Origin of the sequence: Rubrobacter tropicus (assembly GCF_011492945.1) — a bacterium.
GTDB classification, from domain to species: domain Bacteria; phylum Actinomycetota; class Rubrobacteria; order Rubrobacterales; family Rubrobacteraceae; genus Rubrobacter_D; species Rubrobacter_D tropicus.
Genome location: NZ_CP045119.1, coordinates 1,757,678 through 1,774,701 on the forward strand (window position 1 = coordinate 1,757,678; position 17,024 = coordinate 1,774,701).

22 protein-coding genes are annotated in these 17,024 nt (G+C 67.2%); 11 read left to right on the top strand and 11 right to left on the bottom strand.

The window, feature by feature from the left end; translation table 11 throughout:
- The first annotated feature begins 45 nt into the window (after positions 1 to 45).
- On the top strand, positions 46 to 732 hold the full coding sequence (locus tag GBA63_RS08655) for a BON domain-containing protein (RefSeq protein ID WP_166175267.1): 687 nt from the start codon (positions 46 to 48) through the stop codon (positions 730 to 732).
- A gap of 121 nt (positions 733 to 853) precedes the next feature.
- Here GBA63_RS08655 and GBA63_RS24305 read toward each other — a convergent pair whose 3' ends face one another.
- Together GBA63_RS24305 and GBA63_RS08660 are read right to left on the bottom strand one after the other, a co-directional pair.
- Complete coding sequence (locus GBA63_RS24305; protein ID WP_207957223.1) at positions 854 to 1,090, bottom strand: hypothetical protein; 237 nt, start codon at positions 1,088 to 1,090, stop codon at positions 854 to 856.
- A 21-nt stretch (positions 1,091 to 1,111) separates the two neighbouring features.
- Positions 1,112 to 2,206: a phosphomannomutase/phosphoglucomutase gene (locus GBA63_RS08660; protein ID WP_207957152.1), complete on the bottom strand. Its 1,095-nt coding sequence runs from the start codon at positions 2,204 to 2,206 to the stop codon at positions 1,112 to 1,114.
- Positions 2,207 to 2,325: 119 nt separating this feature from the next.
- Here GBA63_RS08660 and GBA63_RS08665 point away from each other — a divergent pair, with 119 nt between their 5' ends.
- The 6 genes from GBA63_RS08665 to GBA63_RS08690 all read left to right on the top strand — a co-directional run bounded on the left by GBA63_RS08665 (position 2,326) and on the right by GBA63_RS08690 (position 8,036).
- The gene (locus tag GBA63_RS08665) at positions 2,326 to 2,874 is read left to right on the top strand and encodes a CPBP family intramembrane glutamic endopeptidase (protein WP_166175269.1); all 549 of its coding nucleotides are present in this window, start codon (positions 2,326 to 2,328) and stop codon (positions 2,872 to 2,874) included.
- A 68-nt stretch (positions 2,875 to 2,942) separates the two neighbouring features.
- Entirely contained in the window at positions 2,943 to 3,425 is a 483-nt protein-coding gene (locus tag GBA63_RS08670) for a hypothetical protein (RefSeq protein ID WP_166175271.1), read from the top strand.
- A gap of 117 nt (positions 3,426 to 3,542) precedes the next feature.
- Positions 3,543 to 4,202: a class E sortase gene (locus GBA63_RS08675; RefSeq protein WP_166175273.1), complete on the top strand. Its 660-nt coding sequence runs from the start codon at positions 3,543 to 3,545 to the stop codon at positions 4,200 to 4,202.
- A 36-nt stretch (positions 4,203 to 4,238) separates the two neighbouring features.
- Complete coding sequence (mrdA, locus tag GBA63_RS08680; RefSeq protein WP_166175275.1) at positions 4,239 to 6,437, top strand: penicillin-binding protein 2; 2,199 nt, start codon at positions 4,239 to 4,241, stop codon at positions 6,435 to 6,437.
- A 1-nt stretch (position 6,438) separates the two neighbouring features.
- Positions 6,439 to 7,269, top strand: a complete 831-nt coding sequence (lgt, locus tag GBA63_RS08685) for a prolipoprotein diacylglyceryl transferase (RefSeq protein ID WP_207957153.1) — start codon at positions 6,439 to 6,441, stop codon at positions 7,267 to 7,269.
- A 47-nt stretch (positions 7,270 to 7,316) separates the two neighbouring features.
- A complete protein-coding gene (locus GBA63_RS08690; RefSeq protein WP_166175277.1) occupies positions 7,317 to 8,036 on the top strand; it encodes a ZIP family metal transporter in 720 nt (239 codons plus the stop codon).
- A 159-nt stretch (positions 8,037 to 8,195) separates the two neighbouring features.
- On the opposite strand, the gene GBA63_RS08695 is transcribed toward GBA63_RS08690, so the two are convergent.
- On the bottom strand, positions 8,196 to 8,720 hold the full coding sequence (locus GBA63_RS08695) for a rhomboid family intramembrane serine protease (RefSeq protein WP_166175279.1): 525 nt from the start codon (positions 8,718 to 8,720) through the stop codon (positions 8,196 to 8,198).
- A 173-nt stretch (positions 8,721 to 8,893) separates the two neighbouring features.
- A complete protein-coding gene (locus tag GBA63_RS08700) occupies positions 8,894 to 9,340 on the bottom strand; it encodes a hypothetical protein (protein WP_166175281.1) in 447 nt (148 codons plus the stop codon).
- A gap of 111 nt (positions 9,341 to 9,451) precedes the next feature.
- Here GBA63_RS08700 and GBA63_RS08705 point away from each other — a divergent pair, with 111 nt between their 5' ends.
- The 4 genes from GBA63_RS08705 to GBA63_RS08720 all read left to right on the top strand — a co-directional run bounded on the left by GBA63_RS08705 (position 9,452) and on the right by GBA63_RS08720 (position 11,729).
- A complete protein-coding gene (locus tag GBA63_RS08705) occupies positions 9,452 to 10,318 on the top strand; it encodes a deoxyribonuclease IV (protein WP_166175283.1) in 867 nt (288 codons plus the stop codon).
- Between the two features lie 10 nt (positions 10,319 to 10,328).
- A complete protein-coding gene (locus GBA63_RS08710; RefSeq protein WP_166175285.1) occupies positions 10,329 to 10,628 on the top strand; it encodes a helix-turn-helix domain-containing protein in 300 nt (99 codons plus the stop codon).
- 151 nt (positions 10,629 to 10,779) lie between these two features.
- Positions 10,780 to 11,241 (top strand): HIT family protein, encoded by a 462-nt coding sequence (locus GBA63_RS08715; RefSeq protein WP_228282503.1) that lies wholly within the window; start codon positions 10,780 to 10,782, stop codon positions 11,239 to 11,241.
- A gap of 5 nt (positions 11,242 to 11,246) precedes the next feature.
- Positions 11,247 to 11,729 (top strand): GNAT family N-acetyltransferase, encoded by a 483-nt coding sequence (locus GBA63_RS08720; protein ID WP_166175289.1) that lies wholly within the window; start codon positions 11,247 to 11,249, stop codon positions 11,727 to 11,729.
- Positions 11,730 to 11,760: 31 nt separating this feature from the next.
- Here GBA63_RS08720 and GBA63_RS08725 read toward each other — a convergent pair whose 3' ends face one another.
- The 7 genes from GBA63_RS08725 to GBA63_RS08755 all read right to left on the bottom strand — a co-directional run bounded on the left by GBA63_RS08725 (position 11,761) and on the right by GBA63_RS08755 (position 17,001).
- Positions 11,761 to 12,768, bottom strand: a complete 1,008-nt coding sequence (locus GBA63_RS08725) for a CPBP family intramembrane glutamic endopeptidase (protein WP_166175291.1) — start codon at positions 12,766 to 12,768, stop codon at positions 11,761 to 11,763.
- A 382-nt stretch (positions 12,769 to 13,150) separates the two neighbouring features.
- Positions 13,151 to 13,441: a hypothetical protein gene (locus tag GBA63_RS08730; protein WP_166175293.1), complete on the bottom strand. Its 291-nt coding sequence runs from the start codon at positions 13,439 to 13,441 to the stop codon at positions 13,151 to 13,153.
- Position 13,442: 1 nt separating this feature from the next.
- The gene (locus tag GBA63_RS08735; RefSeq protein ID WP_166175295.1) at positions 13,443 to 13,790 is read right to left on the bottom strand and encodes a hypothetical protein; all 348 of its coding nucleotides are present in this window, start codon (positions 13,788 to 13,790) and stop codon (positions 13,443 to 13,445) included.
- An 86-nt stretch (positions 13,791 to 13,876) separates the two neighbouring features.
- Complete coding sequence (locus GBA63_RS08740; protein ID WP_207957155.1) at positions 13,877 to 14,317, bottom strand: hypothetical protein; 441 nt, start codon at positions 14,315 to 14,317, stop codon at positions 13,877 to 13,879.
- A 7-nt stretch (positions 14,318 to 14,324) separates the two neighbouring features.
- Positions 14,325 to 15,326, bottom strand: coding sequence for an NAD(P)/FAD-dependent oxidoreductase (locus GBA63_RS08745; protein ID WP_166175297.1), 1,002 nt, complete (start codon positions 15,324 to 15,326; stop codon positions 14,325 to 14,327).
- A 6-nt stretch (positions 15,327 to 15,332) separates the two neighbouring features.
- Complete coding sequence (locus GBA63_RS08750) at positions 15,333 to 16,085, bottom strand: SDR family NAD(P)-dependent oxidoreductase (RefSeq protein ID WP_166175299.1); 753 nt, start codon at positions 16,083 to 16,085, stop codon at positions 15,333 to 15,335.
- Positions 16,078 to 17,001, bottom strand: coding sequence for a histone deacetylase family protein (locus tag GBA63_RS08755; RefSeq protein WP_166175301.1), 924 nt, complete (start codon positions 16,999 to 17,001; stop codon positions 16,078 to 16,080). The genes GBA63_RS08750 and GBA63_RS08755 overlap by 8 nt, the downstream gene beginning before the upstream one ends.
- Between the last annotated feature and the right edge of the window lie 23 nt (positions 17,002 to 17,024).

The following is a 17,024-nucleotide window of genomic DNA, read 5'->3' on the forward strand; positions in this document are numbered from 1 at the left end:
GGTATCACCCGAAGAACAAACTCGGAGCCAGATGGAGGAAGACCTATGCCGAAAAAGAGAACCGGCGCGAAGCTCGGCGCGAAGGCCGGCGCCAAGGTAGCACCCAGGGCCGGCAGGCTCGCCGGCAAGGCCGCGCTGAAGGCCGGTAAGAGCCAGGCGAAGCTGGCAAAAGCCGCGATGAGCTCCAGGGAGCCGGCCCCGTCACGCTTCCTCAAGTACGGCACCTTCGCGCTCGCCGGGTTCGCCATAGGCGCGCTGCTCGCGCGCTCCAAGGGCGACAGCGATTCGTCTTTCACCGGCACCACCGGAAGCCACGCGCCCGACCCGGGCAGCCCCGCGGGCCAGCGCGGAGAGACCTGGGGCAGCGGCACGCCCACGGGCACGGCCGGCGGCGGTGGCAGCGCCGCCCACCAGCGCCCCGAAGACCCAAACCGCACGGGTGCCGAGCGGGAGTACTCGGATCCCGCCTCCGGGCCCCTGATCGGTGAGCACCGCCGCGGGAGCGTCGCGGGCGTCGGCGAGGCCCAGGAAGAGGTCGAGCAGCGCATCCGCACCCGCATTGGCGAAGACCCGCGCACCGCGAGCATGCCGAGGGTGAACGTCGAAGTAACAGACGGCGTCGCAGAACTCCGCGGCCCCGCGCCCTCCCAGGAGGCCCGCGAAGCCGCAGGCGAGATCGCCGCCAACGTCGAAGGCGTCACCGAAGTGCGCAACCTGATAGTCGTCAGCTAGTCAGCACCTCAGCTGGTCAGCACCTCAGCTCTCTGGCTGACAAGCTGAGAGCGAGGGCCGTAAGGCCCGACGCGTGCTGAAAGCGGAGCCCGAAGGGCGCAGCGTGCTGACTAGCTGTTGACTAACCCCGGATCATGCCGAGCAGGGCGTCGCGCTGCTTCTCCAGGGTTTCGCGGTCCGAGGCCTCTACGTTCAGGCGGAGCAGGGGTTCGGTGTTGGAGGGGCGGAGGTTGAACCACCAGTCGCCGAGGTCGACGGTCAGGCCGTCGAGGTGGTCTGTTTTGGCGTTTTCGTTTTCGGCGAAGTGGTCTTCGACCTTCTCGAGGGTCGCATCCTGGTCGTCTACTTCGGAGTTGATCTCCCCGAGCGGAAGTAGGGTCTATGGGGAGATGAGGTCCGAGATGGGCCCTTCCTGACGGCCCACGAGCTCGGCCACCGTCAGCATGGCGATGATGCCCGAGTCGGCGAAAAAGTTGTTTCGGAAGTAGAAGTGGGCTGAGTGCTCGCCCCCGAAGGCGGCGTCCCGCTCTCGCATCTGGGGCTTGATTATCGAGTGTCCGGCCTTTGTCCTGACGGGTCTGCCGCCCTCGCGCTTGACGAGTTCGGGGAAGGCCTTGGAGCAGACGGCGCTGTGGATGATGGTCGCGCCAGGCTCCTTCTCGAGCACGTTCTTGGCGATGAGGGCGGCCAGGATGTCGCCGTCGATGGTCTCGCCCTTCTCGTTCACTATGAAGCAGCGGTCGGCGTCCCCGTCGAAGGCCACGCCGAAGTCCGCGTTCTCGGAGCGGACCCGCTTCTGGAGTTCCTTGACGTTCTCGGGCTCGATGGGGTTCGGGGGGTGGTTCGGGAACGAGCCGTCGAGCTCGAAGTACATGGGGACGTACTCGAAGGGGAGCCTCTCGAAGAGGGGCGGGAGCATCTTGCCCGCCATGCCGTTTCCGGCGTCGACCACGATCTTGAGCGGCCTCAAGCCTTCCGTCTCTATGAAGTTCAGGCAGTGTTTCGCGTAGTCTTCGGCGATGTCCGTCCGCTCGACGGAGCCGGGATACTCGGCGGGTTCGGGGAGCTTGCCCGAAGTTATGAGGTCCCTGATCTGGCCGATGCCCGACTCGCCGGAGAGGGCTATGGCCTGCTCCCTACAGAGCTTGAAGCCGTTGTAGTTCTTGGGGTTGTGGGAGGCCGTGATCATGGCCCCGCCGGGCTCCTCCAGGTGCCCCACGGCGAAGTACAGCGCGTCCGTCGAGACCATCCCGAGGTCCAGCACGTCGGCCCCCGACTCGGTCACCCCGCCGATGAACGCCTCCTGGAGGTCTTCACCCGAAAGCCGCATGTCCCTCGCGACGACGACCCTCGAACCCGAGAGGCCGAGGTGGGCGACGAAGGCCCGGCCTATGTCCCTGGCTACGTCTTCGTCGAGCTGCTCGGGGTACGTCCCCCTGATGTCGTAGGCCTTGAATATCGACTCGTCGATCATCTCCTACCCCTGGGCTCCTCTTGGTCTCGAAACGGCCGGACGATTTTGGCTTCCGGTACAATACCGTCTTATGGTCCCTCGTGCAGCACGCCTCTTTCAGCCCGGCCGGTAGCCGCGCCGTGGGACCCCGCTTCGTCTCCTTCGCGGCCGTCTTTTACGGCCTGCTCACCGTCGCCGGGGCCGTCTGGTGCGGCCTGCGAGGCATCGAGCTGCCCGTCTTCGGTCCGAACCCCGCGACGGGCCTGGCGTTCGGCGCGGCGACCGCCGCCGGGACCGTCTCGCTCTCGCTGCTGGCCTACCGTCTGGTCCCGATCACCCGCAAGCTGGCCGACGAACTGGCCCCGAGCCTCGTGGACCGGGCCGACCGCACCGGCCTGGTGCTCGTCGCGCTCTTCTCCGGTATCGGGGAGGAAGTCTTCTTCAGGGGCGCGGTGCAGCAGGAGTTCGGCCTCCTCATAGCCTCGCTCGCGTTCGGGCTCGCGCACGTCGGCCCCGACCGGCGGTACCTGCTCTGGACCGCCTGGGCCGTCCTCGCGGGCGTGGTCTTCGGCCTCCTTTTCGGGGCGACCGGCGGCCTGCTCGCGCCCGTCGCGGCCCACGTCCTACACAACGCCGCGACGCTCCTGATCTGGAAGCGCTCCAGACCAAACCTCCCGACCGGCACGTGAGCCGGCTCCCGAACACCACTACCGCGAAACCCCGCAAGAGGGCGCCCCGACAGACTATGTTCCTTTTATTGGCGGCACTGCTCGCGACCGGTCTTTTCATCGTCACGTCCACCACCGGTGAGGATTTTGCCCCGGGAGAGGAGATCCTGTCGCCCGGCGTGGCGGATATCGCCGCCGGAACGGGTGAGGCGCCGTTTCCGCGCACGGATGTGTCGCGCTTCGACGGCAGCACCGAGGTGGTGCGGGTGTACCTGCGGGTGGAAGAACTGCCGCCGGGGCGACGGATGACGGCCACGGTGGAGCGCTATGGGCGGTCGTCCGCGCTATCCCGGTTCTTCGGGGGTGGGATCAGGGCCGAAGGCGGCGGTGAGGACCGGCTCTCGGTCTCCCAGAGCGGGGTCTCCGGGGTCGTCTCGTTCGCCGTGCGGGCCGAGGACGCGCTGCCGGCGGGCGAGTACGCGGTGGAGGTGCGCTCCGTTCGGGCGGAGTCGGGCGAAGAAACTCTAGTTCTGGCTCGGAAATACTTCGTGGTGGGGGACCGGCAGGCCTAGTAGTCCTTCGCTTTTCCGATACAATGGGTTGCGTTCTGAGAGCGGCCGGCGGACGGGAGTTCGGGGCCGTAGAGGGAGGGAAACATAAGGCGCGGCACGGACACCATTTTCAACGTCATGAGCCTGCTGCTGGTCGGGGTCGGTCTCGCCGTGGCCCTGACCTTCTTCGCGGGCTCTCCGGCCCGCGACGCCGACGCCGCGAGCAAGGTCGAGACCCTGGACCGGACGTCTTCCGGCCCCGAGGCCCCGGTCGTATCCCCCGAGGTCGAGAAGTCTCTTGAGAAGTCTCCTGACCGCGCCAAAGCCGGTAGGGCCGGCGGGAAGCGACGGGTAGAGGTCCCCGGCGGCCCGCAGAACAGGACGCTCAAGGTTAGCATCCCGAAGATGAGCCGGATCAGCGGGGCGACGGTCCCGTACGCCGACGGGGGCAACGAGGCCGCCTTCAAGCGGTACGCCGGGGTCCACCTGAAGGGAACGGGTAGCCCGTGGGAGAGGGAGGCAAACGTATACATCGCCGGGCACAGGCTCGGATATCCCGGCACGGACAGCTTTTTGGCCTTCTGGGACCTCAACAAGCTGGAGGATGGGGATAGGATCTTCCTCACGGACGCCGCCGGCAAGCGCTACGTCTACAGAGTCTTCAGAGAATTCGTGGTGGAGCCCACCCAGGTCTCCGTGACGCGGCCCCTCCAAGGGCGTAACATCGTGACCTTGCAGACCTGCACGCTGCCGGATTACTCGCGGCGCCTGATCGTGCAGGCCGAGAAGGTCGCCTAGCAGTTGAAACCGGATACAGCGAGAGGGAGATAGAGGTTGCTCCGGTCGCCAGCGCGCAAAAACAGGGAGACGAACCCTGCGAAAAAACGGGTCGAGACCCCGCCCCTGACCAAGGGCAACATGCAGGTGCGGGTGGTCTCGCTCGCCGTTCTCATAGCCCTCGTCTTCGCCGTGCTCGGCGCCCGTCTCTGGTACCTGCAGGTCCTGACGGGCGAGGAGTACAACGTCATGGCCCAGAACACGGGCACCCTTACCGTCAAAGACCCCGCCCAGCGCGGCGTCATCTACGACCGCGACGGCGAGATCCTGGCCAACAACGAGCCGGGCCTGAACGTCACCGTCATACCCAACGAAATCGGGCGCGGTAGGACCGCCGCCGAGGCCCGCGAGAAGGTCGGCGAGCTGGCCGAGATCCTCGGCGCCGACCCCAAGAGCGTCCAGGAGCGCTACGACGCGGCCATCGACCCCGTGACGGGCGCCGCCTACAGCCCGATTCTCGTGAAGGAGAACGCCGACCAGACGGCCGTTACCTACATCAGCGAGCGCACGGAGGAGTTCGACGGCGTCCAGGTCAACGACGACTGGGTGAGGAACTACCCCCAGGGAAACCTGGCCTCCCACGTCCTCGGCTACACGGGCGCCATCACCCCCGATGAGCTAAAGCTGGACGCCTTCAAGGGCCTCTCCAACGATTCCATCGTCGGCAAGAGCGGCGTCGAGGTCTACTACGAGGAGACGCTGCGGGGCGAGGCGGGCTGGCAGAAGTACGACGTGGACGTGCTCGGGCGGATAGTCCCGGACGGGGCCAGGGTCAACTCCGCGAGCGAGTTCGTGGACGAGAACGGGAACCCGATAGAGTCGAACCCGACGGAGGAATTGCCCGACCACGTCAAGGACCCCAAGCCGGGCGACAACCTCAGGCTGACGGTCGACGTGGATTTGCAGAAGGTGGTCGAGACGGAACTCGACGCCGCCCTCGACCGGACGAGGGCCGAGGGTTACGAGGGCAGGGGCGGGGCGGTTATCGCCATGAACCCCGAGAACGGGGAGGTGCTGGCGCTCGCGAGCCGGCCCGACTTCGACCCGCAGCTCTTCGTCGGGGGTATCTCCGGGGACCAGGAGCTAGAGGAGTACGAGTACCTGTCGTCAGAGAGGAGCGGGTACCCGTTCACCAACCGCGCCATCGTCGGCGGGCAGCCGGGCGCCTCGACCTTCAAGATCTTCACGGGCCTCGCCGGGATGGCGGCGGGCGTGATCGACGCCTACACCATCATTACAGACAGCGCTATCATCGACGAGAACCTGTGCTGGAGTCCATCCAGCGTCTCGGTCAGCCCGTGCTACAGCAGTTGGCGGCAGAACAGCCCCAACTACGAGTACCTCGGGAACCACGGCCCCCAGAACTTCTCCGAAGCCATAGCGGATTCCAACGACATATTCTTCTACCAGGTGGCCGACTGGATCTGGAACCAGACCGAAGACAAGGACTGGATGCCCAAATACTACGAGCGGTGGGGCTTTGGGAAGCTCACCGGCATCGACATCAGCGGCGAGTCCGCCGGGCGCGTGCCCACGGAGGCGGGCGAGAGAGAGCTTTACAGGGCGCTGCACGGCAGCGCGGAGGAGGCCTACTGGAGCGTGGGGGACTGGATCAACCTCTCCATCGGCCAGGGGGACCTGCTCGTCTCCCCGGTCCAGATGGCCACGGCCTACTCGGCCCTCTACAACGGGGGCACGCTGGTAACCCCGCACGTCGCCAAGGACGTGAGGGACCAGAGCGGGAAGGTCGTGGCGGAGATCACGCCCGAGCCAGCGGGCCAGGTCGACACTAACCAGGCCCAGATCGACGCCGTGATAAATGGTTTCAGGGGCGTCACAGCGAAGAAAGGAACAGCGGAGAACATCTTCAAGGGCTCCGAGCTTCCGACCATCGGCAAGAGCGGCACGGGCGAGTTGCCCAGCGAACCCGGCGAGGCGGCGGACTACGTGAACTGGTTCGCGGGCTGGACGGAGGGCCAGGACGAGCCGCTGGTCGTGGTCACCATGATCGAGGGTGGCGGCGCCTTCGAGACGGGCTCGGAGCTGACGGCCGGACCCGTCGTGCGCCACGTCCTCGAGGCCTACTACGGCGTCGAGCAGTCGCCCGAGGACCCGCAGCCGACTGGGACTCGGCCGATAGACCCGGCCGACCGGCAGTCGACGGAGGCGCCGACCGTCACCACAGCAACGGAGTAACGTGCCACTCCTCCTTGCCTCACTGCCGAGCCCGCCGTCCCCGATCATGTTCGAGGCGGGGCCCTTCGCGCTTCGCTACTACGGCCTCTGCATAGCCCTCGGCATCGTCGTCGCCACCTGGCTCTCGGGCCGGGAGCTCGTCCGCAAGGGCTACGAGGGCGAACTCGCCCTCGACTCCCTGTTCTTCATAATCCCGCCCGGTTTCATAGGCGCCAGGGCCTACCACGTCATCACGGACTACGACCTCTACGCCGGCGACCCCTGGCCCGGCGTCATCGCCGTGTGGAACGGGGGGCTGGGCATCTACGGGGGCGTGATCGGGGGCTTCATAGGCCTACTCGTCTTTTGCCGGATCAGGGGCATCAGCCCGCTGGCCTTCGCGGACGCCGTGGCCCCGGGCCTCGTGCTCGCCCAGGCCATAGGACGGTGGGGCAACTACTTCAACCAGGAACTCTTCGGCAGACCGTCGAGCCTTCCGTGGGCCATAAGGATCTCCCCGGAGAACAGGCCGGACGGGTTCGCCGACGCTTCCACCTTCCATCCGACGTTCCTCTACGAGAGCATCTGGAACGCGCTCGTGTGCCTGGTCTTGCTCTGGGTCGCCCGCCGATTCGCCGGATGGCTCAAGGACGGGGACGTGTTCCTGCTGTACGTCAGCCTGTATTCGACGGGGCGCTTCTTTATGGAGCTCTTGAGGATCGACCCGGCGTTCCTGATCGGGGGCGCCATCCGCGGCAACCTGCTCGTCGCCACCGTGCTCGCCCTCGGCTTCGCGATGGTCCTGATGCTCCGCCATTCCAGGCCGTCGCGCAAGCGTTCCGGGCCGTCCTGATCCCCGTCCGGAGCCTCGGGTAAGGCCCGCCGCGTGAGGACCGAACCGTGAGCGCGGTCTTGCTCGCCCTGCTCGCCGCTGTCGGCTTCTCCGGGGCGAGCCTGCTCGCCCTCTTCGGCAAGGGCCTTGGCGCGCGGGGCCGCTCCCTGGCGGCCGCCTTCGCGGCGGGCATCTTGCTCGCCCTCACGTTCGTCGAACTCTTTCCCGAAGCGCTAGAACTCGCCGGTAGGACGGCGACGGTCGGTTTCGTCGCCGGCTTCGCCGTGCTCTTCCTGGTAGAAAACGTCTTCAGGGCCCACACCGACCACGGCCCGGAGGAGCCGGTCCACGAGCACGCGGTCGGCCCCTTCGTCGCCGGCCTCGCCGTCCACAACCTGGCCGACGGCTTCGCCATCGGCATCGGCGCCGAGGCGCCGGAGGTCACGTCCTGGCTCGTCGGCCTCGGCATCCTCGTTCATCAGGTTCCCGTCGGGGTCTCCCTGGCCGCCGTGCTCGTGGCCGCGCGGGCGACGAGGGCCCGGGTCATGCGGTCCGCCATCGCGCTGGGGCTGGCGATCCCCTTCGCCGCCTTCCTCGTCCTGGCCCTCCCGGCGCCGGGCGAGAGTACCCTCGGCCTGCTCACCGGCGCCGCGGGCGGCGTTCTGGCCTACGTCGGCGCCGCCCACCTCCTGCCTGAAGCCAGGGCGGAACACCGGGGCAGGGGGACGGGCATCCTGTTCCTCGCGACGCTGCTCGCCACCACCTTCGCGCTGTTGACGTTGTTTTAGCGGTCAGCTTTCAGCTATCAGCAAGAATAAGGGACAGGTAGTCGAGGGCGCGTGGACAGGGCTTCGACTGATCGATCACTCGCATCAACTCGGAGAGTCGCGCGCTTTGACGCAGATACGTCGGGCTACTTCAAAGCTGACGGCTGATAGCTGAAAGCTCTAAACAAACACATACCAGGCAACGAGAAGCAAGATCTCCAACCCGAGAACCACGGCGATTGGCGTGATGGCTTTCGCCGTTTTGCGGCTGTAGACCGTCGGGGCGACGAGGAAGCCGAAGAGGAGGCCCCCGGCGAGGCCGCCCATGTGGGCCGTGTTGCTGATGTTCGGTATCGAGAGGCCTATGTAGAGGTTTATCGCGAGGAGTATGAGGAGTTGGCGGATGATGGGGTTTCGCCAGGAGAAGGTGCCCCTGCGTATCGAGTAGCCGAGTATGCCGCCGAGAAGGCCGAAGATGGCCCCGGATGCGCCCACGGCGGGCTCGGCGAAACCCCCGAAGTACAGGTAGGCGATGCCGCCGGACAGGCCGCTCAGGAGGTAGAGCGCCAGGAAGCGGCCCCGCCCGAACGAGGCCTCGACGAACGAGCCGAGAAAGTACAGCGAGAGCATGTTCAGGGCGAGGTGCACGAACCCGGAGTGGAGGAAGACGCTCGAGACGAGGCGCCACGCCTGGCCGTCGGCCACGAGGGCCGGGACGAGGGCGCCCTGCTCCAGTATGTCGCCCGGCTGGACGACGAGGGCGACGTTCCAGGGGATCGCGTAGGCTGACGCGCCGAGGTACGCGACGCCCAGGTAGACGAGCGTGCAGGCGGTTATGAGGCCGTAGGTTACGGGAAGGCCGGGATTCCTCTGCCCGATCAGCGCCGCTTTACCTCGCGCGCCGCGTCTCCGACCTGGACCTTCGAAAGGTCCTGCAGGGGGCCACCGAGCATGGACTCCAGGTCGGGGTCGTCGGGGGAGCCGGTCCCGAAGCCCTGGACGCGTACGTCGTCGCCGAACATCTGGCCGAACATGCGCTGGAGGTTTTGCTGCATCTCCCCGATGTCCACGGCCCCGAAGGGCGACTGGGCGTTCTGCCTGAGGCGGGCGACGGAGAGCCTCTCCTTGACCTCCGTAACCTCGGCCTGCGCCTTTATGTCCTCGACCGTCCCTAGCGTCTCCCCGGTGTCGGGGTCCCAGACCTCCTCGCCGTCCGGCGAGTAGACCTCGAAGACCATCCCGGTTCGGACGCCGTCGGTGCGTCCCCGGTTCAGGACTATTTCACTGTTCCCAAGGACCTTCGCCACCTTGCCCTCGACTGCCATCTCGCTCCCTCCGGCCGGCCGAACGCGGCCGGGCCTGTAGGTTTTGTTTCGGTTCTTCCGAAGATTATATCTATCACAACGCGGCCGTCCCCCTCCGCTAGAATCTTCGCCATGCCGGACAGGACAAACAAAGTGGGGAGGCACCTGCCGACTTCGGGCGGGCTGCGAAAGACGCTCTCGCTCGCCGGGGAGCAGGGGTGCGAGACGTTTCAGATCTTCGTCTCCAACCCGCAGGCCTGGGCGGAGCCGACGCCCCGCGCCGACCGGGAGGCGTTCATCGAGAGGATGCAGGAGCTGGGCTTCTCGCCCGGCGTGGCCCACGCGAAGTACCTGATCAACCTGGCCTCCCCGAAATACGAGCTGCGGGAGAACTCGGCCCACGCCCTCGCCGCGGAGCTCGTCGCCGCTGGCGACCTTGGCCTCGACCTCGTTGTAGTCCATGCCGGCAGCCACGGCGGCGACGGAGAAGCGAAGGGGCTCGACCGGCTGGTAGAAGGACTCGAAAGAGCGAGGGATCTTGCCGGCGACTCCGGGCGTGCCGCCGAGGTCGTGGTCGAAAACTCGGTCGGCGCGGGCACGCAACTCTGCTCGACGTTCGATGCGCTCGGCGAGGTCGCCCGCAGGGCGGGGGTGCGGGTCTGCGTCGATACCGCCCACGCGTACGTTGCCGGCTACGACCTCGCGATCCCCGGCGGGCCACGGCTCGTCGCCGCAGAGCTGAGGGAGGCCCTCGGGGACGCGGTGGCGCTTCTTCACCTAAACGACGCCAAGAACGAGCTGGGTAGCCGACGCGACGGGCACCGCAAGGTGGGGGAGGGAGAGATCCCGCCATCCTCCTGGACGGAGCTTTTCGCCGCCCTGCCCGGCGTTCCGCTGGTCATGGAGACGCCTTACGAGACGCCCGAGGCCGACGCCGCGGAGGTTCGGCGCGTCAAAGAGCTGGCGGGTGGGTTGCGTAAAACGGCCGATAAAGGATAGAATCTAACCCGTGAAGACCTTGGACATCACCCCGAAGAGCAAGGAGGGCGACCTCCTCTCCGCCATCGGAGAGACCCTGCGGGCCGAGCGCAACGAGCGGGGCCTCACCCTCAAGCAGGTGGCCGAGGGCGCCCACGTCTCCGTCTCCTACCTCGCCGAGATCGAACGCGGCGAGAAAGATCCTTCCTCCAGGGTGCTGGAAAGCATCGCAGCGGGCCTCGAGGTCGAGGTAAGCGACCTGCTCGTCCGCATCGCCGCATCCCTGGAGCCGGCGCCCGTCGTTCCGGTCGCCAGCTCGCTGGCCGCTTAGCTGTCAGCCCGCTCCGGCTTCGCCTACGCTCTCAGCACGCTTCGGCCTGCTACGAGCAGGCCTCGCTTTCGGCTTGTCAGCTGGTGTTTGCTTTCGGGCGGGTCTGGTAGGGGGGATGGTGGAACGGGAGTTCGGGCGGTATTTTCCGGATATGGAAGCTTTACACGCTTCGTTTCGTTCGCAGCCTTGTTTCGTCTGTGAGGTGGTGTCGGGTACGAACGATTTGCCGCAACATTTCGTCTATGAGGACGATGAGATCGTAGCTTTTCTTGACGCGTTTCCGAAAGCCTATGGGTACACTCTCGTCGCACCTAGAAAGCACCGGGAGCAGGTGACGAAGGACTTTACGCGTGAAGAGTACCTGCGCGTGCAGGCCGTCGTCTATGGTGTGACCGAGGCCGTGCGCGAGGAGGTGGGGGCGGAGAGGATGTACGTCTACGCGTTTGGGAGCAACGAGGGGAACGCGCACGTCCACTGGCACGTCGTGCCGCTGCCGCCGGGTGTTCCTTACGAGGAGCAGCAAGGCGCCTGGGCGAGTTGGGATAAAGGAGTTCTGGAGATCTCTCGGCAGGAGATGGCTGATCTGGCCGGGCGCATCGGGCGCAGGATGTAGTGGGGATGTCCGAGAGCCTTTACGTCTTGCGGCCGATCACGCGGGCCGACGCGGAGGAGATCTCCCGCTGGCGCTACCCCGAGCCGTATTCCGCTTACGACGGCAACCCTTCGTCCATCCCCGGGCTGCTCGAGCCCCGCTACAACTACCATTCCGTCTTCGACGGCGCCGGGGAGCTGGTCGGCTACTTCTGCTTCGGCGCGGACGCCACGATCCCCGAGGGGCGCAAACGCGGCCTCTACGGCGACGACGCCCTCGACGTGGGCCTCGGCATGAGGCCCGACTTCACGGGCGTGGGCCTCGGCCTGGAGTTCGTGCTGGCGGGCCTGCGGTTCGCCAGGGAGAAGTTCTCGCCGCCCGCCTTCCGCCTCACCGTCGCCGCCTTCAACCGGCGCGCCATCGCCGTCTACCGGAAGGCCGGGTTCGACCTGGTCCAGGAGTTCGGGGACCGCGGCCCGGAGTGGCTGCTAATGAGACGTCCGGCGTAACCCTCAGGTCCCAACGCCGACCGTGGGCTCCCTACGCCGCGAAAAGGTAGGCGGCCATCACGCCGACGAAGTTGTAACCGGCGTGGGCCAAGAAGCTCGCGGTGGTGTTGAAGTGGCGGCGCAGGTATCCGAGGCCCACGGAGAGCACGAAGATGTAGCCCAGGAGCAGGGAGGGCCCGTACTGAACGTGCATCGAGGCGAAGAGGACGGAGGTGGGGAGGATGCCGAGGGTGGGCTGGACGGCGCCCCGGAAGAGCGTCTCCTCGCCGAGTCCCGCCGCGAGCCCGATCAGCAAGGCGAAGAGGACCGCCGGCACGAGGCCCAGGCCCCGCGGGTCGAAGAGCGTGCCCGAGATCTCCCCGACCTCCCGGTACAGTTCCGGCTGCAGCACCCGAAACAGGAAATCCGCGCCGAGCGAGAGGGCGAACGCACCGACCACGAACGCTACGACGATCCCGAGTTGCTTGGCGTTCAGCGGACCGTAGCCGAGGCGGGCGAGGGTCTGACGGAGCCCGCACCTGAGGCCCGCCCCAACCCCGAGCAGCGCCACCGCCACGAAGGGCAATTGGGTCGCGAGGATAAGGCCGACGGAGAGCCTTCCGCCCGTGCCGAGGGAAAACGCGCCTATCTCCTCCAACTGGTCGAAGCCGAGGATGCCGATCAGGTTGTTGGTGAGCAGCACCATCGCGAAGAGCCAGAGCGCGAGAAAGACCGGCGGGTCCGAGAGAAATGTCGCGGGGCGGCGGCCCACGATCTTCAGCAGGGTCGGTACGCAGAGGGCCAGCCCGATCACGCCCGCCGCGGAGACGGCGCCGGCAGTAATCGTTAGCAGTCCGGGCGGATACAGGTCAGCCGGCACCGAGCCGGAGATCCGGGCGACCGCCAGCAGCGCCCCCGCGCCAAGCACGAGCAGCGAGACGAAGAGGAGGGTTACCCAGAGCGAGATCTCGGCCCCCCGGCTCTTCCTGGCCCACTGCGCAAGCAGGGCCAGGGCCCCAACGAACACCGTCACCGCAAGCAAGGCAAGAAAGTTCTGCATAACCGGTCTAGAGGTTAGCACACAAGAAAAACCGGACCGCGCGAAATAATACACGGCCCGGCACTCTCGCCTGGGCCAGGAAGGGGGAAGGGCCCAGTGACCGCAATATAGCCGCGCCGGGTTACACCGGGGCTACCAATAGATAACAAACGGATAACAGCTTGTCAGCACGCTTCGCCCTATGGGCTCAGCTTTCAGCCATCAGCTTTCAGCCATCAGCTGCGCAACGACCGACCGGGCGGCGCCAGGCGCAACGGTTCGAGTGTCAGAAGACATAACGTGTACGGACGACTTTCTGATAGCTGACCGCTGAAAGGCGCGAAGCGCCGTGCTGACAAGCGGAGGCGAAGCCGGAGCGTGCGCGACGACCGAAGGGAGGAGCCTACGGATCTCTGTTTTCGGCGCTTTCGAGGCCGTCCAGGATGGGGCCTAGCTCTTCGTCGCGGACGGCTTCGTATTGTTCCAGGGTGTCGGACTGGCGGGCGAGGTCGGCGAGGCGGGCCGTGAGGCCGGTGCCGGTCTTGGCGGCCAGGGTGCGCCAGGCGAGGAGGCGGTGGGGGCGGTCCAGGTTTGGGTTCGCGGGTGCGGTTTCGAGGAGGACTTCGAGGGCGGCGTGGAGGGCTTCCGCTTCCTGGAGGGAGAGGTCGAGGCGGACCGGGCGGTCTTCGGCCACGCTAGCGGACTTTTTCGAGGTAGATACGGTCCTGGGTTATGACTACTTGCAGGTCTTCCGGGGAGCCGCGCAGGTAGCCGCGCCACTCGCGGTCGAAGACGTCCGAGTCGCGGGCGTCCGTCTTTAGCAGGATGCCGTCCGCGGTCTCGTCCAGGACGGCCGGGTGCTCGGAGAGCTGGCCGCGGCGGACAGGGTCGCGACGGTAGATGGAGTTTCGGGAGCGGAAGCTCTGGACGCTCGACGGCGTCGTGTTCAACTCCTGGGCGATCCAATCGTCCCCCCGCCCGTCTTCTACCCAGCGCCGGATCTTCGACGCATGCGGCTTTAGCGCGACCCTTCTGTTTCCCAAGTCCCCCTGCTCCTTCGACGGATTTCGTCTTCTAGTCCATATGTACCACTTTTTGTTACGCGACGCCAGATGCATCTTGCACGGGGTCACGCCTGGGGCAAGATCCCCGCGGTCATCCAGAGCACCAGGAGACCGCGCACGGTCCAGAGGGCGGTCCGGATCCAGTTGGTGCGCACGAGAAAGCGGTGGGAGGCCGGGCGGAACCCCTGTCCCAGAACGCCGTGCTGGGGCGATTGCAAGAACGCGGTCGAGAGCCAGATCGCGCCTAGCAGCGCGAGCCCGATCAGGGCCAGGGATGGCGAAACGCCCTGCGGCGGCCTGATCACCAGGACGACCGCGGTCGCCGCCTCGACGAGCATCGGGGGGCCGACTACGAACCCGGTGAGCCGTGAGTGGGCCGTCGAGTAACCGGCGAAGCCTTCGGTTCCGACCCGTCCGAAGAGGGGGTAGTGGACAACCTGGACGAACCAGATCACACCCACCATAAAGATCGTCGCCGCCAGGTGCGCGAGCAGGACGACCTCCACTTCAGCCCTACCCCGCGCGGCCGAGCAGCCTGTCGGCCGCCGCCAGCCCGGAGAGCGCTGCCCCCTCCACCTTCGGCTGCCCGAAGCCGTCGCCGCAAAAGACGAGCGGCGGGTCTTCGGAGGCGACCAGGCAGGGCTCGTCGTGGGACGACGTAACCCAACTGTAGCGCCACCGGGCGAGCGAGGTCTCCACCGTCGCGGAGGCGAGGTCCGCGCCCAGTTGTTCTGCGGCCAGGGAGAGGAGGGCTTCGGTGATGCTCTTTTCGTCTTCTTCGTAGTGCTCCCTCGACCATCCGGGGCCGGCGTGGATCGTGACGCAGGGGCGTTCCGAGATCCCTTTCATGGCGTTGTCCCCGATCCAGTCCAGGGGCTCGTCCTTGATCTGGACTCCCCCCGGCTCCGGCACCGGCGAGGGACGATCGAGCAGGGCCATCACCGCGAGGCAAGGGTCGTAGGTCACGTCTTCGAGCTGCCGACGAGCCCCGTCCGAGAGTGCGTAGTTGCCCGATCGGGCCAGCGCGAGGGATTGCGGGACCGGGGCCGTCAGCAGCAGGGCGCCGCCCGTGGCCGTCCCGCCCGATTCGCAGGTGACCGTCCATCCGGCGTCTACTTGCTCCACCTTCACGGCCCGTTCCCCGGTCCTGACGTCGAGGCCGCGGGCTAGGTGCTTCGGGATGGAGGTCATGCCCTCCGCGCCGCGGTAGCGGGGGTGGCCGTCGGGGTCTCTAGGGCCCTCGGCGTTCGCGAAGCCGCGGGACCACTCTGCGGCGGCTCCGGAAGAGAGCCAGCCGTCCACGATCTCCCCGAACCTGTCGTCGCGGACCGTGAAGAACTGGGCCCCGTGGTCGAAGCTTGCCCCGCCGAAACGGCGGGTCGCCATCCGTCCGCCCACGCCCCGGCCCTTATCCAGGACGGTTACGCGCCAGCCGGCCTCTTGCAGCTCGCGGGCCGCGAGCAGGCCCGAGATGCCGGCCCCGACGACCACGCAAGAGTTCGGGTTGTCAGGCATCGCACTCTAGCCTTTCGCCGAGCGTCGGACGGGGGGACGTAAAGTGGAGAGGCCGCCGTCGACGCCGAGGGTCTGGCCCGTGATCCAGCCAGCGTCGGGACCTAGCAGGTAGGCGATGGCCCCGGCGATGTCCTCCGGCTCGCCCAGCCTTCCGAGCGGGTGCAGGTCCAGGGACGCCTTTCTGGCCGTTTCGCTGCGGGTTACGTTCTCCGTCATCCGCGTCTGAACGAGGCCGGGCGAGACGACGTTGAAACGCAGCCCCCGCGCGACGTATGAGGCGGCCGCCGAAAGGGCGAGGCCGGCCACGCCCGCCTTCGCCGCGGCTATCGCCTCGTGGTTCGCAAGCCCGACCCGGGCGGCGACGGAGGAGAGCAGGACGACGGAGCCGCCGTTTGGCATGTTTTTCGCCGCCGCCCTGACGGTGTTGAAGGCGGTCGTGAGGTTCTGGGAGATCTGGTGCGCAAACTCCTCGTCCGACGTCATGTGGGCCGGCTTGAGCAGGAACGAGCCCACGCAGTTGGCCGCGCCCGCGACGGGGCCGTTCTCCTCCACCGCTTTGGAGAACAGGTCACCCACGGCGCCCGCGTCCGTGGCGTCAAGGGCAAAGTACGGAGCGTCGAGTTCGTCGGCGAGTTCTTTCAGGCGTCCCTCGTCGCGGGCGGCGAGGATCGGGGTCGCGCCTTCGCTAGCGAGGCGGCGGCAGAGCGCGGATCCGATACCGCCCGTCGCCCCTAGTACGACGTGGGTCGCGTTATCCATGGGTGAGTCCTCTCTGTGGTTGGGCCATCTTCGCGGCCCGCTGGATGCTCGCGAAGTGGACGTCGACTATGTCCCCGACGTCTTCCGAGTAACCGCCGGCCATCGTCACCGCTACCGGAACGTTACGCTCCCGGCAGCCTTCCAGGACCAGCCGGTCGCGCTCGGCGAGTCCCGCCTTCGATACCGAGAGGCGGCCGAGGCGGTCGCCCTCGAAGGGATCGGCGCCCGCGAGGTAGATCGCCAGGTCCGGCCTCGACTCCTCCAGCGCCCGTTCGAGGCCGGAGCGGAGGGCGTCGAGATACTCGCCGTCGTCGGCGCCGTCCGGGAGGGGGGCGTCGAGGTCGCTGCGCTCTTTATGAAAAGGGAAATTCTTCTCGCCGTGGATCGAGAACGTGAAGACCGTCGGGTCGCCTTGCAGGATGGCCGCCGTCCCGTTCCCCTGGTGGACGTCCGTGTCGATGATCACCACCCGCCCGGCGCGGCCCGCGGCCTGCACGGCGCGGGCCGCGATGGCGGAGTCGTTGAAGACGCAGTAGCCCTCCCCGCGGTGGGCGAAGGCGTGGTGGGTGCCGCCGGCGAGGTTAGCGGCGAAGCCCTCTTCGAGCGCGGCGAGGCAGGCGCCAAGCGTGCCGCCCGAGGCCCTGCGGGAGCGCTCCACCATCCTCTCCGACCAGGGGAAGCCGATGCGCCGGATCTCTTTGCCCGTCAGGGCGCCGGACGCGACGCGGTAGAGGTAGCCGCGGTCGTGGGCGCGCAGGATCTCCTCGTCCGTGACGGCCTCGGGCTGCCGCAACTCGCCGGGCCCGCAGACGGAAGAGGCTTCCACGCGCTCGCGCAGCAGCGAGTACTTGGTCATCGGAAAACGGTGCCCCTCGGGCAGGGGCAGCACGAAATGGTCGCTGTAGAAGACCTTCACGCTGCTGGAGCCCCGTATCCCAC

Excerpts from the sequence above, each read along its gene's own strand:
- GBA63_RS08655 (WP_166175267.1), top strand. The coding sequence starts at position 46 with ATGCCGAAAAAGAGAACCGGCGCGAAGCTCGGCGCGAAGGCCGGCGCC.
- GBA63_RS08660 (WP_207957152.1), bottom strand. The coding sequence starts at position 2,206 with ATGATCGACGAGTCGATATTCAAGGCCTACGACATCAGGGGGACGTAC.
- GBA63_RS08675 (WP_166175273.1), top strand. The coding sequence starts at position 3,543 with ATGAGCCTGCTGCTGGTCGGGGTCGGTCTCGCCGTGGCCCTGACCTTC.
- GBA63_RS08700 (WP_166175281.1), bottom strand. The coding sequence starts at position 9,340 with ATGGCAGTCGAGGGCAAGGTGGCGAAGGTCCTTGGGAACAGTGAAATA.
- GBA63_RS08705 (WP_166175283.1), top strand. The coding sequence starts at position 9,452 with ATGCCGGACAGGACAAACAAAGTGGGGAGGCACCTGCCGACTTCGGGC.
- GBA63_RS08715 (WP_228282503.1), top strand. The coding sequence starts at position 10,780 with ATGGAAGCTTTACACGCTTCGTTTCGTTCGCAGCCTTGTTTCGTCTGT.
- GBA63_RS08720 (WP_166175289.1), top strand. The coding sequence starts at position 11,247 with ATGTCCGAGAGCCTTTACGTCTTGCGGCCGATCACGCGGGCCGACGCG.
- GBA63_RS08725 (WP_166175291.1), bottom strand. The coding sequence starts at position 12,768 with ATGCAGAACTTTCTTGCCTTGCTTGCGGTGACGGTGTTCGTTGGGGCC.
- GBA63_RS08745 (WP_166175297.1), bottom strand. The coding sequence starts at position 15,326 with ATGCCTGACAACCCGAACTCTTGCGTGGTCGTCGGGGCCGGCATCTCG.
- GBA63_RS08750 (WP_166175299.1), bottom strand. The coding sequence starts at position 16,085 with ATGGATAACGCGACCCACGTCGTACTAGGGGCGACGGGCGGTATCGGA.